General features: G+C 51.0%; 14 protein-coding genes, 1 rRNA gene and 1 riboswitch. Of the genes, 14 read left to right on the plus strand and 1 reads right to left on the minus strand.

Annotation, left to right across the window (positions count from 1 at the left end; genetic code table 11):
• Window positions 1-87: ribosomal RNA gene (rrf, locus tag KNO71_RS13990) — 5S ribosomal RNA — on the plus strand; the annotation flags it as partial.
• A gap of 87 nt (window positions 88-174) precedes the next feature.
• A complete protein-coding gene (locus tag KNO71_RS13995) occupies window positions 175-366 on the plus strand; it encodes an NETI motif-containing protein (RefSeq protein ID WP_015880702.1) in 192 nt (63 codons plus the stop codon).
• A gap of 42 nt (window positions 367-408) precedes the next feature.
• On the opposite strand, the gene KNO71_RS14000 is transcribed toward KNO71_RS13995, so the two are convergent.
• Window positions 409-879, minus strand: a complete 471-nt coding sequence (locus tag KNO71_RS14000; RefSeq protein WP_214689051.1) for an NUDIX hydrolase — start codon at window positions 877-879, stop codon at window positions 409-411.
• A gap of 146 nt (window positions 880-1,025) precedes the next feature.
• Window positions 1,026-1,127: riboswitch (purine riboswitch) on the plus strand.
• A 68-nt stretch (window positions 1,128-1,195) separates the two neighbouring features.
• Here KNO71_RS14000 and purE point away from each other — a divergent pair.
• From purE to purD, 12 genes are read left to right on the plus strand one after another with little or no spacing between them, the layout of a single operon-like run.
• The gene (gene purE, locus KNO71_RS14005; RefSeq protein WP_074032924.1) at window positions 1,196-1,684 is read left to right on the plus strand and encodes a 5-(carboxyamino)imidazole ribonucleotide mutase; all 489 of its coding nucleotides are present in this window, start codon (window positions 1,196-1,198) and stop codon (window positions 1,682-1,684) included.
• Window positions 1,684-2,778, plus strand: coding sequence for a 5-(carboxyamino)imidazole ribonucleotide synthase (purK, locus tag KNO71_RS14010; RefSeq protein ID WP_214689054.1), 1,095 nt, complete (start codon window positions 1,684-1,686; stop codon window positions 2,776-2,778). Before purE ends, purK begins: the two co-directional genes overlap by 1 nt.
• Window positions 2,775-4,067, plus strand: coding sequence for an adenylosuccinate lyase (gene purB, locus KNO71_RS14015; RefSeq protein ID WP_015880706.1), 1,293 nt, complete (start codon window positions 2,775-2,777; stop codon window positions 4,065-4,067). Before purK ends, purB begins: the two co-directional genes overlap by 4 nt.
• A gap of 49 nt (window positions 4,068-4,116) precedes the next feature.
• Window positions 4,117-4,821 (plus strand): phosphoribosylaminoimidazolesuccinocarboxamide synthase, encoded by a 705-nt coding sequence (purC, locus tag KNO71_RS14020; RefSeq protein ID WP_078146253.1) that lies wholly within the window; start codon window positions 4,117-4,119, stop codon window positions 4,819-4,821.
• The gene (purS, locus tag KNO71_RS14025; RefSeq protein WP_214689056.1) at window positions 4,818-5,060 is read left to right on the plus strand and encodes a phosphoribosylformylglycinamidine synthase subunit PurS; all 243 of its coding nucleotides are present in this window, start codon (window positions 4,818-4,820) and stop codon (window positions 5,058-5,060) included. The genes purC and purS overlap by 4 nt, the downstream gene beginning before the upstream one ends.
• Window positions 5,057-5,737, plus strand: coding sequence for a phosphoribosylformylglycinamidine synthase subunit PurQ (gene purQ, locus KNO71_RS14030; protein WP_031420919.1), 681 nt, complete (start codon window positions 5,057-5,059; stop codon window positions 5,735-5,737). Before purS ends, purQ begins: the two co-directional genes overlap by 4 nt.
• Window positions 5,721-7,940 carry a phosphoribosylformylglycinamidine synthase subunit PurL gene (gene purL / locus KNO71_RS14035; protein WP_214689058.1) on the plus strand — a complete coding sequence of 740 codons (2,220 nt, stop codon included), beginning with the start codon at window positions 5,721-5,723 and terminating at the stop codon, window positions 7,938-7,940. The genes purQ and purL overlap by 17 nt, the downstream gene beginning before the upstream one ends.
• Window positions 7,916-9,325, plus strand: a complete 1,410-nt coding sequence (gene purF / locus KNO71_RS14040) for an amidophosphoribosyltransferase (RefSeq protein WP_214685454.1) — start codon at window positions 7,916-7,918, stop codon at window positions 9,323-9,325. The genes purL and purF overlap by 25 nt, the downstream gene beginning before the upstream one ends.
• Window positions 9,326-9,337: 12 nt before the next feature.
• A complete protein-coding gene (purM, locus tag KNO71_RS14045) occupies window positions 9,338-10,372 on the plus strand; it encodes a phosphoribosylformylglycinamidine cyclo-ligase (RefSeq protein WP_214685456.1) in 1,035 nt (344 codons plus the stop codon).
• On the plus strand, window positions 10,369-10,947 hold the full coding sequence (gene purN / locus KNO71_RS14050; protein WP_074037833.1) for a phosphoribosylglycinamide formyltransferase: 579 nt from the start codon (window positions 10,369-10,371) through the stop codon (window positions 10,945-10,947). Before purM ends, purN begins: the two co-directional genes overlap by 4 nt.
• A complete protein-coding gene (purH, locus tag KNO71_RS14055) occupies window positions 10,944-12,464 on the plus strand; it encodes a bifunctional phosphoribosylaminoimidazolecarboxamide formyltransferase/IMP cyclohydrolase (protein WP_214689060.1) in 1,521 nt (506 codons plus the stop codon). The genes purN and purH overlap by 4 nt, the downstream gene beginning before the upstream one ends.
• 14 nt (window positions 12,465-12,478) lie before the next feature.
• Window positions 12,479-13,732 carry a phosphoribosylamine--glycine ligase gene (purD, locus tag KNO71_RS14060; protein WP_214689062.1) on the plus strand — a complete coding sequence of 418 codons (1,254 nt, stop codon included), beginning with the start codon at window positions 12,479-12,481 and terminating at the stop codon, window positions 13,730-13,732.
• Window positions 13,733-13,742: the final 10 nt, after the last annotated feature.

The raw sequence follows: 13,742 nt of genomic DNA on the forward strand, positions 1-13,742 counted from the left end.
GTTCCCATGCCGAACACGGAAGTTAAGCGTCTCAGCGCCGAAAGTAGTTGGGGGATCTCCCCCTGTGAGGATAGGACGTTGCCAGGCAAACGGTGGTTCTGGAGCATTCGCTCAAGGGCCGCCGTTTTTTCATATCATCGATTCAGCTTAGTGGAAGAGAGGACGTAAGAAGCAATGGCTAAGAAGATCAAAGTATATGTCGAACCAAATGAAACGGTCAGTGAATGTTTAGATCGAATCAATGAAATGGGTTATCGTCCTATACGCCGTATTGAAAAGCCCGTCTTTGAGCAAACGGGAGCCAAAGATGAACCTGTCCATTCCCATCAATCGATTTTATTTGAATGCGTCTCTAAAGAATCCTAATGCCAAGCCGTCACATAATCTGCGTGACGGCTTTTTTATGTCTCAAAATGAATGTTCGCGTTCAAAGCATCGATCTCCAAGCGCATCCAATAAAGTTTGAGCTCGTTTTTCTATCTTTTTAGGAAGATTCTCTTTACTAAAGTATTCAAGAGCCAAACTTTCACCATCTTCCATGACGAGCGCTCCATGTACTCCTTTCGCCTGGTATAAATGAATGACACCGTATGTCTCGTCTCCGTTTGGATATTTGAAGTAACCATCTGAACCGGAAAAGACTTGGATTAATTCAAATTGCTCAGCGAGAAGTCCAGTTTCTTCTTTTAATTCTCTAGCAGCGACTTCTTCCAACGTTTCCCCGAGTTCCATCGACCCTCCTGGTAAACCCCAATCAAGCGTATCGGATCGGAATTGCATCAGTACCTCTTTCTTTTGATTGATGACCAAAATGGTCGCTCCCACACTGATGATCGGGCGGTTGCCAATCACTTCTCTAAGACTCGATATGTAACTCATCGAACTCCCCCTTTTCAATAGCATACATTATCGGATAAGATTGTGCTGATAACATCCAAAAAGCGAACGATAAATATTCAGACAATTAAAATGTTCGCAGTTTATTGACATGTTTTCAAAGAACAAGGTACGATAGGCGTGTGAGATAAGAAAAATAAATAGTGCTCCATATAATCGCAAGGAAATGGCTTGCAAGTTTCTACCTGATCACCGATTCTGATCAGACTATGGGGTGTAGCGGACGTGTATTTGTCATGCCTATACCCTAAACTGATTGTCGGTTTAGGGATTTCTTTTTGTAAGGGGGACATTGGGAATGAACGTAGCAGTTGGAGTAATCATGGGAAGTTCATCTGATTGGGAGACGATGAAACATACGTGTGACGTGTTGGATGAGTTGCAGATTCCATATGAAAAACAAGTCGTATCCGCTCACCGTACACCAGACCTTATGTTCGAATATGCTGAAGAGGCACGAGGCAGAGGCATCCAAGTGATCATTGCGGGTGCTGGTGGGGCAGCCCACCTTCCTGGAATGGTCGCTGCGAAAACGACACTTCCTGTCATCGGTGTCCCGGTTCAGTCGAAAGCACTCAATGGAATGGATTCGCTCCTCTCCATTGTTCAGATGCCTGCAGGAGTTCCAGTAGCAACTGTTGCCATCGGAAAAGCGGGAGCAACGAATGCAGGATTATTGGCTGCTCAAATTCTCAGCATCCACTCCACAGACATTACAAATCGACTTGATGCATTTCGTGAGAAGAAACAAGAGATGGCGATGCGAGGAACGGAGGAGTTGGTCTGATGAGAATCGGAATTTTAGGTGGAGGACAACTTGGACGGATGATGTCACTCAGTGCGAGTGCAATGGGATACACGACACTTTGTCTTGACCCGAACCCCAATGCACCGACTGCTCAAGTGGCAGATTCAATTGTTGCCTCATTTGATGATGTGAATGCCGCAAAAGAACTCGCTGCTCGTTCAGACGTTGTGACTTATGAATTTGAGAACATCGATACGGAAATGATTGCAGCCATCGAAGAAAAATGCCCACAAGGTATGGACGTGTTGAAGGCGACGCAACATCGCATCTTAGAGAAACAGATGATTGAATCAGCAGGACTACGTGTCGCACCGTATGTTTCGGTACGTACGGTTCGAGATGTACGGCAGGCATATGAGAAGCTCGGCTTACCTTTTGTCATCAAAACGTGTCGCTTCGGTTATGACGGGAAAGGGCAGACGGTCATTCGGTCGGAACATGACCTTCAGACATTCGTTGAACATTTTGTCGAGCAGGAATATGTCGCCGAAGCTTGGTTGCCATTTGAAAAAGAAATTTCAGTCATTGTGACGAGAGGGTATGACGAAACGTCGACATTCCCAATCAGTGAAAACATTCATCACAACAACATCCTACATTTATCGATTGTACCGGCTCGCGTATCAAATGAGATTCAAGAGGATGCAAGACACCTCGCTCTCCAGCTTGCAGACCATATCGGCTTAATGGGAACGCTCGCTGTCGAGCTGTTCGTCATGGCGGATGGCCGTCTATATGTGAATGAGCTTGCGCCGCGTCCGCACAACTCCGGGCACTACACGATTGACGCTTGTGAAACCTCACAATTTGAACAACACATTCGAGCCGTGACCGGGATGCGCCTCGGACGGACGAGATTGACATCGCCTGTCGTCATGGTCAACCTTCTCGGCGAGCATATGCCACGACTTCATGTCAAAGCATTGCCATCGAATGTTAAACTACATCTGTATGGAAAAGATGAAGCGAAGACAGGTCGCAAAATGGGACATTTGAACGTCCTTGGTGACACGGTCGAAGAAGCGCTTCATACCATCGAACAACTGGCAATTTGGAAGGAGACCGTTTTATGATTTCACGCTACACCCGCCCAGAGATGGCAAACATTTGGACTGATCAGAACAAATTCGAGGCTTGGTTAAAAGTTGAACTTTATGCCTGTGAGGCTTGGAGTGAACTCGGTATCATCCCGAAAGAAGATGTACAAGTTCTTTGGGACAAGGCATCGTTTGATGTTGATCGGATTCTAGAGATTGAACAAGAGACACGTCATGATGTGATCGCGTTCACTCGTGCCGTTTCTGAGACACTCGGAGAAGAGAAAAAATGGGTGCATTACGGATTGACGTCGACGGATGTCGTCGATACGGCACTCTCGTACTTAATCAAACAGGCGAATGATCTTTTAGAGGCCGATTTAGATCGCTTCATCGGTATTCTCGCAGAAAAAGCGAAAGCACATAAGTATGACATCATGATGGGACGTACCCACGGCGTGCACGCAGAACCGACCACGTTCGGTCTGAAGCTCGCCCTCTGGTATGAAGAGATGAAACGGAACAAAAAACGCTTCATGGCAGCTCGCGAAACGATTGAATTCGGGAAGATGAGCGGAGCGGTCGGGACGTTTGCGAATATCGACCCGTTCATCGAGTCATACGTCTGTGACAAGCTCGGTATCCAAGCTGCACCGATTTCGACACAGACTCTCCAACGTGACCGTCATGCCGAGTACATGTCAACACTCGCATTGATTGCCACATCGATTGAAAAGATGGCAACGGAGATTCGTGGACTTCAAAAAACAGAGACACGCGAAGTGGAAGAGTTCTTTGCGAAAGGACAAAAAGGGTCGTCGGCGATGCCGCATAAACGTAACCCAATCGGTTCTGAAAATATGACGGGTCTTGCACGCGTCATTCGCGGTCATATGATGACAGCATACGAGAATGTCCCACTCTGGCATGAGCGTGACATCTCGCACTCTTCAGCAGAGCGAATCATTATCCCGGATGCGACGATTCTTCTCAACTACATGTTGAACCGTTTCGGTAATATCGTGAAGAACTTGACGGTCTTCCCGGACAACATGCGTCGCAACATGGACCGTACGTTCGGAATCATCTTCTCGCAACGGATCTTACTCGGTCTCATCGAGAAGGGCTGGTCACGTGAAGCAGCATACGACGCGGTTCAACCGAAAGCGATGCAGGCATGGGAAGAAGAGACGATGTTCCGTACATTGATTGAAGAGGACAAAGAGATGGGCGCACTCTTTACGAGTGAAGAGCTCGATGAGTTGTTCGACCCGCGTTATCACGTACGCCGTGTCGATACGATTTTTGAACGCTGTGGTTTGTAATCGTTGAGGGGCGACAAGCCCCTCTCACTTTTAAGGGGGAACGGTTCAGATGAAAGCAATTTATGAGGGCAAGGCGAAGGCGTTATTTGAGACAGAAGAAGCGGGTGTGCTTCGTGTGTACTATAAAGACGATGCGACAGCATTCAATGGAGAAAAGAAAGAGTCGATTGATGGGAAGGGGATTTTAAACAACGCCATCACGACCCAGTTGTTCGAATTGATGCATGACAACAAGATTCCGACGCACTTTATCAAACGAATCTCAGAGCGAGAACAGTTGGTCCGCCGTGTCGACATCATCCCGTTAGAAGTGGTCGTCCGCAACGTCGCGGCCGGTAGTCTAGCGAAACGTCTCGGTTGGGAAGAGGGAACACCGCTCCTCGCACCGATTGTCGAGTTTTATTATAAGGACGACGCTCTTGGGGACCCACTCCTCACAGAAGATCATATCCGATTATTGCAAGTTGCCACACACAAAGAAGTCGAAACATTGCGACAACTCGGGCTTTGGGTAAACGATGTCTTGCTCGATTTCTTTAGTCAACACGGCATCGACGTGATCGATTTCAAACTAGAGTTCGGAAAAGTGGATGGGACGATCATTTTGGCGGATGAAATCTCACCGGATACGTGCCGTCTCTGGGACAAAGAAACGAAACAGAAACTTGATAAAGATGTATTCCGTCGCGATTTAGGTTCTTTGACTGAGACGTATGGACAATTGTTAACACGCATAGGGGGAAACGGACAATGAAAAAAGTAAATGTGTATGTGACATTACGTGAAAGTGTACTCGACCCACAAGGAGTTGCCGTAAAAGGCGGGCTCGAACATCTCGGATTCGCTGGAGTTGAATCGGTGCGGATCGGGAAAGTCATCGAGCTTCAAGTAGCGGACGACACGACAGAAGCCATGGTCAAAGAGATGTGTGAGAAGTTACTCGTCAATACGGTCATTGAGAATTATGAAATCGAGATGGGGGTACTCGCATGAAGTTTGCGGTCATCGTCTTTCCAGGATCAAACTGTGACCTCGACATGTACCACGCGGTAAAAGATGTGCTCGGGGAAGAAGCGGAATACGTGTTCCATACGGAAACCTCACTTGAAGGATTTGATGGGGTCCTCTTACCAGGCGGTTTCTCATACGGAGACTACTTGCGCTGCGGGTCAATCGCCCAGTTTTCACCAATTATGGCTGAAGTGAAGCGTTTCGCGGAAGAAGGACGCCCGGTTCTTGGCGTATGTAACGGATTCCAAGTGCTCGTCGAAGCGGGACTCCTCCCAGGTGTATTGATGCGAAACCGCGATCTGAAATTCATGTGTAAGACCGTCGACCTCGTCGTCGAAAACAACGAGACGATGTTCACAAGTGAGTATGCGGCACAGGAAACGATTCGCGTGCCGATCGCACACGGTGAGGGCAACTACTACTGTGACGAGACGACACTCGAGACATTGAAGGCAAATGGCCAGATTGCGTTCACCTATAAAGAGAACCCGAACGGATCGGTCGAAAACATCGCCGGCATCACGAACGAGGCAGGAAACGTACTCGGCATGATGCCACACCCGGAGCGTGCGGTCGAAGCGTTGCTCGGTGGGGAAGACGGTAAACGGTTATTCACGTCAATCGTAAAATGGGGGGCACGACATGTTACTTACAACTGAACCGACAGCTACACAAATCCGTGATGAACGGATCTATGCCACGATGGGATTATCGGACGACGAATACGCGCTCGTCGTCTCACTGCTTGGCCGGGAACCGAATTATACAGAAATCGGTCTCTTCTCGGTCATGTGGTCTGAACACTGTTCGTACAAAAACTCGAAACCGGTGCTCCGGAAGTTTCCGACAACCGGCAAGCACGTCTTACAAGGACCGGGAGAAGGGGCTGGAATCGTCGACATCGGAGACGGCCAAGCCGTCGCCTTTAAAATCGAGAGTCATAACCATCCGTCCGCGATTGAGCCTTATCAAGGAGCGGCGACTGGGGTGGGTGGAATCATCCGTGACATCTTCTCGATGGGCGCCCGTCCGATTGCTTTATTGAACTCACTCCGTTTCGGAGATTTGAACGAATCACGTGTGAAACATTTATTCGGTCATGTCGTATCCGGCATTGCTGGATACGGGAACTGCGTCGGCATCCCGACTGTCGGTGGGGAAGTCGCCTTTGACCCGGCTTACTCAGGAAACCCGCTCGTCAACGCGATGTGCGTCGGCTTCATCCGTCATGAAGATATTCAAAAAGGAATCGCGGAAGGTGTCGGAAACTCGGTCATGTACGTCGGAGCGACGACAGGGCGTGATGGAATCCATGGTGCCACGTTCGCTTCTGAAGAACTCGGGGAAGATGCGGACGAGAAACGACCGGCCGTCCAAGTCGGGGACCCGTTCATGGAGAAACTCTTGATCGAAGCGTGTCTCGAAGTCATCAAACATCCAGCGCTCGTCGGGATTCAAGACATGGGCGCAGCCGGATTGACGTCGTCGTCAGCAGAGATGGCATCAAAAGCAGGGATGGGAATCGAGATGAACCTAGACCTCGTCCCACAACGTGAGACTGGCATGACACCTTACGAGATGATGCTATCGGAATCGCAAGAGCGGATGCTCCTCGTCGTCAAAGCTGGACATGAAGACGAAATCGAAGCAATCGTCACGAAGTGGGGACTTCATGCAATCAAAGTTGGGGAAGTCATTGAAGAAAAAGTACTTCGTCTCGTTCATCAAGGGGAAGTCGCGGCGGAAGTACCAGTCGACGCACTCGCAGAAGACGCTCCTGTCTATCATAAACCGTCTAAAGTTCCAGCATATTATGAAGCTTTCCAAGCAATGGAGCCGGTCACACCAATCGTCGAAGATGTGATGGCGACATGGAAAGATGTCCTTGCGATGCCGAGCATCGCCTCGAAACGTTGGGTGTATGAGCAATATGACCATATGGTACAAACGTCGACAGTCGTCGCACCAGGTAGTGATGCCGCGGTCATTCGCATTCGTGAGACGGAGAAGTCGCTCGCGATGACGACAGACTGCAACGCGAAATATGTCTATCTCGACCCACGTGTCGGTGGAGCCATCGCTGTCGCGGAAGCGGCACGAAACATCGTCGCAAGTGGTGCAGAACCACTCGCCTTGACGGACTGTCTCAACTTCGGGAGCCCGGATAAACCGGAAGGGTTCTGGCAGCTCGACCAAGCCGTCGAAGGAATGGCAGAAGCGTGTCGTACGCTCGATACGCCGGTCATCGGTGGGAACGTATCGCTTTATAATGAATCAAACGGACAAGCCATCTACCCGACACCGGTCGTTGGAATGGTCGGACTCATCGAGAAACCAGAACATATTACGACATCGTTTGCGAAACAAGCGGGAGACGTCGTCTTCTTACTCGGTGAGACGAAAGCGGAATTTGGCGGAAGTGCCCTTCAGATGTTGCAAGACGGAAAAGTGAGCGGTCATGCACCGACACTCAATCTTGAAGAAGAACGTCAGACACAAAAGGCGTTGCTTCACGCTATCCGTGAAGGCTTTGTCACGGCGGCGCATGATGTATCAGAGGGTGGTCTTGCGGCAGCGTTACCGGAACTGGTCTTTGGAACAGGATTCGGCATGGACGTGACGATTGACACAGATCTCGTAACAGCGCTATTCAGTGAATCACAGTCACGTTTCCTCGTGACGGTCGACAAGGCACATGCCGAGTCATTCGCGAGCATGACGAACGGAACAGCAATCGGGACAGTTACAGAAGCATCGACTCTTGTCGTTCACGCAAGCGACCGCTTGATTGAAATGGACGTGAAAGAGTTAGAGCGTGTATGGGAAGGAGCTATTCCATGTTATATGACATCCGAGGCATGAACGAGGAATGCGGCGTCTTCGGTGTGTTCGGTCACATCGAAGCGTCACACCTAGCCTATTACGGACTTCACAGCTTGCAACACCGTGGCCAAGAAGGAACAGGAATCGTCACGGCAGACGGAGAGCGTCTCCACGCGAAACGTGGACTCGGACTCGTCACCGAAGTGTTTGACGAAACATCTCTCGACGCACTCACCGGGAACCATGCGATTGGACACGTCCGCTACTCGACGGCTGGCGGCAACACGCTCGAGAATGTTCAACCGCTCCATTTCAAGTCGTTGACTGGCGATTTGGCGATGGCGCATAACGGAAACCTTGTGAATGCGACCGAGTTGAAACATATGCTCGAAGCGGAAGGCGCGATTTTCCAGACGACGTCCGACACGGAAGTCGTGGCTCACCTCATCAAGCGAAGTCGCGGCAATTCGTTGAAAGAACGAATCGCTGACAGCTTGGCCCGTCTCGTAGGGGCATTCGCATTCCTGTTCTTGACGGAAGATGCACTGTACGTCGGTGTCGATGTGCATGGGTTACGTCCATTGTCACTCGGACAAACTGAAGATGGGGCTTACGTGTTCGCTTCAGAAACGTGTGCGTTTGACGTCGTGGGGGCGACGTACGTACGGGATGTTGAGCCAGGAGAATTGCTCATGATCACGAATGAAGGCATCACGTCAGAGCGATTCAGTGAAGCGGCCGTCCGTGCCATGTGCTCAATGGAATACATCTACTTCTCAAGACCGGACTCGATCATCGATGGCATCAACGTGCATACGGCACGTAAGGCCATGGGGAAAAAGATGTTTGAAGAAGCACCGGTCGAAGCGGATGTCGTGACAGGTGTGCCAGATTCAAGTATTTCCGCGGCAATCGGCTACGCTGAGGCGAGCGGAATCCCATACGAAATGGGACTCATTAAAAACCGTTACGTCGGACGGACGTTCATTCAACCGTCTCAGGAATTACGGGAGCGCGGCGTGAAGATGAAGTTATCAGCGTTACGCGGTGTCGTAAACGGGAAGCGCGTCATCATGGTCGATGATTCCATCGTCCGTGGAACGACGAGTCGCCGAATCGTCACGTTACTACGAGAGGCAGGCGCGACGGAAGTGCATGTGCGCATCACGTCACCACCGATCAAACATCCGTGTTACTACGGAATCGATACATCCACCAAGGAAGAGTTAATTGCGGCAACCAAATCCATTGAAGAAATCAGAGAAGAGATTGGTGCCGATTCACTAGCGTTCCTCACATTGGATGGAACGGTCGAAGCCATCGATCGTCCATTCGAAGGAGCACTACGCGGGCAGTGTGCTGCATGCTTCACGGGACTTTATCCGACTGAACTTGCAGAACTCGTGACAGAGACAAAGGCTTAAGGGGGAAATGCAATGAGCGTTCGTTATGAACAAGCGGGTGTGAATTTAGAAGCAGGATACGAGGCCGTATCCCGTATGAAACGTCATGTTGCTCGGACGATGCGTCCGGAAGTGATGACAGGACTCGGTAGTTTCGGAGCAATGATTGACCTCGGTTCGATGAACATGAAACACCCGATTCTCGTGAGCGGGACCGACGGGGTCGGGACGAAACTGAAATTAGCGTTCGCGCTCGACCAACATGACACGATTGGAATCGACTGCGTCGCCATGTGCGTCAACGATTGTCTCGTGCATGGGGCAGAACCGCTCTATTTCCTCGACTATATTGCGACCGGAAAAGCAGAACCGGCTAAACTTGAGCGAATCGTCGCCGGTGTTGCGGAAGGATGTGTCCAAGCCGGTTGTGCGCTCGTCGGTGGCGAAACGGCTGAGATGCCAGGGATGTATCCGGATGGCGAATATGACATCGCTGGATTTGCGGTCGGTGTCGTAGAGAAAGAGGACTTGCTCGACGGTTCGACGATCCAGGATGGAGATGTCGTGCTCGGACTTGCATCTTCAGGCGTTCACTCGAATGGGTTCTCCCTTGTACGTCATATCGTGGAAGCACAAGGTCTTCATTATACGGATGAGATTGCGATGCTCGATACGACACTCGGGAACGCCTTGCTGTTGCCGACACGGATTTATGCCGAAGCGGCGAAAGCGGCCATTTCGACAGGCAAGGTTCAAGGGATGGCACACATCACAGGTGGTGGCTTCTATGAGAATGTGCCTCGCATGTTGCCAGAAGGTCTTGGCATCACGTTCGATGCGTCGAGTTGGCCGAGTCTTCCTGTATTCGACTGGCTCGAACAAGTCGGGAACATCTCGAAGCAAGAAATGTTCAACGTCTTCAATATGGGAATCGGGTATATGATCACGGTACGAGCTGAAGATGTGGAACTCGTCGAAGCGGCGCTTGAACGTGTCGGGGAGACTGCGCACCGAATCGGGAAAGTCGAGAGTCGTCCAGGCATCCGGATTTCAGGAGTGGACCAATGAAACGATTTGCCATCTTTGCGTCAGGATCGGGAAGTAACGCCGAAGCGATCTGGCAAGCGATCACCGATGGTCATTTGTCTGCTGAATGTGTGTTGCTCGTGACGGACAAACCAGAAGCTGCTGTTCTCGATCGAGCGGAGCGTCACGGGATTCCGAGTTTTTCGTTTACACCGAAGGCGTACGCGTCAAAAGAAGAGTTCGAGGAAGAGATTCTCGTCCTGCTCCGTACGCTTCGTGTAGACTATATCGTGTTGGCGGGGTATATGCGCTTGATCGGTAATGTGTTACTATCCGCATATCCGAATCGCATTCTAAACATTCATCCATCGCTTTTACCAGCTTTTCCGGGTAAAGACGCGATCGGACAGGCGCTTGACGCCAACGTACCGACGAGTGGTGTGACCGTTCATTATGTGGATGCGGGGATGGACACGGGTCCGATCATCGCACAGGCGTCTGTCGAGATTGAAGGGTGTGACCGCACCGAGGCGACGCGTCGCATTCAGACGATCGAGCACCAACTGTATCCGCGCGTATTACAACAAGTGTTGAATCAACAGGAGGTTTTCAAGTGAGAGCATTATTAAGTGTTTCTGATAAAACGGGAATTGTCGAACTCGCGACCGTCTTGCATGAGGCGGGCATCGAGCTCATCTCAACAGGTGGGACCGAGGCTGCGCTTCAACAGGCAGGATTGCCAGTCAAAAACATTTCGGAAGTGACATCGTTCCCTGAAATGTTAGACGGCCGTGTCAAAACGTTGCACCCACTCGTTCACGGGGGCTTGCTCGGACGTCGCGACCTCGATACGCATGTCGCACAAATGAAAGATCATCACATCGAACCAATCGATTATGTCGTGGTCAATCTGTATCCGTTCAAGGAGACGATTGCGAAAGAGAATACGACATACGAAGAAGCGATTGAAAACATTGATATCGGTGGACCGAGCATGTTGCGTTCGGCTGCGAAAAACCATGCGAGTGTCACCGTCGTCGTGGACCCGAGTGATTATACACTCGTCGCCGAGGAAGTACGTGGAGGCGGTACATCGTTTGAAACACGCCAACGTCTTGCGACGAAAGCGTTCCGACATACGGCTGCCTATGACGCGTTGATTGCTGACTACTTAGGTCGTCAAATCGGCGAAACGTTCCCAGAGCAGTTGACGGTCACGTATGAAAAAGTTCAAGACCTTCGTTACGGAGAGAACCCACACCAACAAGCGGCGTTTTATAAGACACCGTTATATGACGGGATGACACTTGCGAATGCGACACAGCTTCACGGGAAAGAGCTCTCGTATAACAACATTCAAGATACGAATGCAGCCCTTGAAGCACTCAGTGAATTGACTGAGCCGGCGGCAGTCGTCGTCAAGCACATGAACCCGTGCGGCGTTGCAGTCGGACGGACGATTTCTCAAGCGTTCGAACGTGCCCATGCGGCCGACCCGGTCTCAATCTTTGGTGGAATTGTCGCCTTAAACCGTGAAGTCGATCTTGAGACGGCAGATGCCCTTCGCAACATCTTTTTAGAGATCATCATTGCCCCATCTTTTAGCGAGGCAGCACTTGACCGATTGAAAGAGAAAAAGAATCTTCGGTTGTTGACGTTAGATATGGGACAGATGACAGGCATGCGCCTTACGGCTGTCGCCGGAGGATTGCTCGTTCAAGACGGGGATGACATGACACTCGATGATGCCTCATGCCAAATCGTGACGGATCGTCGCCCGACAGCAGCGGAATGGGAAGATTTGAAACTTGCATGGCGTGTCGTCAAGCACGTCAAATCGAACGCGATTGTCGTCGCAAAAGACGAGACGACGATTGGAATCGGTGCCGGACAGATGAACCGCGTCGGTGCAGCGAAAATCGCTTTTGAACAAGCCGGGGAACGCGCGTCAGGCGCGGCTCTCGGAAGTGATGCCTTCTTCCCGATGGCAGATACGGTCGAAGCGGCAGCGACAGCGGGCATCACGGCCATCATCCAACCGGGTGGGTCGATTCGTGATGCCGAATCGATTGAAGCGGCAAATCGCCATGGCATTACGATGGTATTCACATCAGTCAGACATTTCAAACACTGAGAGGGGTTTGCGTCATGAACGTATTGGTCATCGGTCGAGGAGGACGCGAGCATGCGCTCGCATGGAAGTTGAAACAAGACGGGCATCACGTCTTCGTTGCACCGGGCAACGACTTCATGGAAGGGATGACGTGCGTGTCGATCCATGAAACAGACGTGGAGGCGCTCGCCCATTTCGCAGAAGAGAACGAGATCGAATGGACGATTGTCGGACCGGAGTCGTCGCTCATGGCAGGAGTCGTGGATACGTTCCGCGACAAAGGGCTGAACATCTTTGGACCGACGAAAGCGGCTGCCTTACTCGAAGGGAGCAAGGCGTTCGCCAAGGAAGTCATGATGGAAGCCGGGATTCCGACAGCGGCATACGAGGCGTTCACAGAAGCGGAATCGGCGCTTGCCTATATCGAGAAGTTAGGGGCACCACTCGTCGTCAAGGCGGACGGATTGGCTGCTGGTAAAGGCGTCACGGTTGCATTCACGGTCGAAGAGGCGGAAGCTGCCGTACGTGATATTTTCACGACGGATAAATTTGGCCAACAGTCACAAGTCGTCATCGAAGAGTTCCTCGATGGGGAAGAGTTTTCGCTCATGGCGTTCGTCTCGGGAGAGCGTGTCATTCCGATGATCACCTCGCAAGATCATAAACGTGCCTATGACGGCGACAGGGGACCGAACACGGGTGGTATGGGCGCTTATAGCCCGATGCCACATCTTTCAAAGGACGTGTATGAGGAATCGGTGAAGACCGTATTAGAACCACTCGCGCAGACGATGGTCAAGCGAGGCACTCCATTTGAAGGATTCTTGTACGCCGGTCTCATCTTGACGGCAAATGGACCAAAAGTCATCGAATTCAACGCACGTTTCGGTGACCCGGAAACAGAGGTCATCTTGCCGAACTTGAAATCGCCGCTCCTGGACGTGATTGAAGCGGTCGTTCGACAAGAATCGTATTCGGTTGAGTGGATTGACGGATACACGATGGGTGTCGTCATTGCGGCCGAAGGGTATCCGGACCGACCGATCACGGGTCAGGTGTTATCAGGGTTTGAGTCGCTTCCGAAAGATGTGCTAGTCTTCCATGCCGGCACGACAAAGAAGGGCCAACAAGTCGTAGGGAGCGGAGGTCGTCTACTCGTTGTGACGGCGACGAAGCCGACACTGCTTGAGGCGAAAACGGCTGTGTATGCGGCAATTTCACAACTCGATTTACCTGAAACGTTCTATCGATCGGATATCGGGGCGCGAGCGTTTGAACACATTATTTAAAGGATGGGTC

This window comes from Exiguobacterium sp. s163, from assembly GCF_018617135.1.
GTDB classification, from domain to species: domain Bacteria; phylum Bacillota; class Bacilli; order Exiguobacteriales; family Exiguobacteriaceae; genus Exiguobacterium; species Exiguobacterium profundum.

Bases quoted from the DNA above. Each gene is read 5' to 3' on its own strand.
- KNO71_RS13995 (WP_015880702.1), top strand. From the start codon at position 175: ATGGCTAAGAAGATCAAAGTATATGTCGAACCAAATGAAACGGTCAGT.
- KNO71_RS14000 (WP_214689051.1), bottom strand. From the start codon at position 879: ATGAGTTACATATCGAGTCTTAGAGAAGTGATTGGCAACCGCCCGATC.
- purE (WP_074032924.1), top strand. From the start codon at position 1,196: ATGAACGTAGCAGTTGGAGTAATCATGGGAAGTTCATCTGATTGGGAG.
- purK (WP_214689054.1), top strand. From the start codon at position 1,684: ATGAGAATCGGAATTTTAGGTGGAGGACAACTTGGACGGATGATGTCA.
- purB (WP_015880706.1), top strand. From the start codon at position 2,775: ATGATTTCACGCTACACCCGCCCAGAGATGGCAAACATTTGGACTGAT.
- purC (WP_078146253.1), top strand. From the start codon at position 4,117: ATGAAAGCAATTTATGAGGGCAAGGCGAAGGCGTTATTTGAGACAGAA.
- purS (WP_214689056.1), top strand. From the start codon at position 4,818: ATGAAAAAAGTAAATGTGTATGTGACATTACGTGAAAGTGTACTCGAC.
- purQ (WP_031420919.1), top strand. From the start codon at position 5,057: ATGAAGTTTGCGGTCATCGTCTTTCCAGGATCAAACTGTGACCTCGAC.
- purL (WP_214689058.1), top strand. From the start codon at position 5,721: ATGTTACTTACAACTGAACCGACAGCTACACAAATCCGTGATGAACGG.
- purF (WP_214685454.1), top strand. From the start codon at position 7,916: ATGTTATATGACATCCGAGGCATGAACGAGGAATGCGGCGTCTTCGGT.
- purM (WP_214685456.1), top strand. From the start codon at position 9,338: ATGAGCGTTCGTTATGAACAAGCGGGTGTGAATTTAGAAGCAGGATAC.
- purN (WP_074037833.1), top strand. From the start codon at position 10,369: ATGAAACGATTTGCCATCTTTGCGTCAGGATCGGGAAGTAACGCCGAA.
- purD (WP_214689062.1), top strand. From the start codon at position 12,479: ATGAACGTATTGGTCATCGGTCGAGGAGGACGCGAGCATGCGCTCGCA.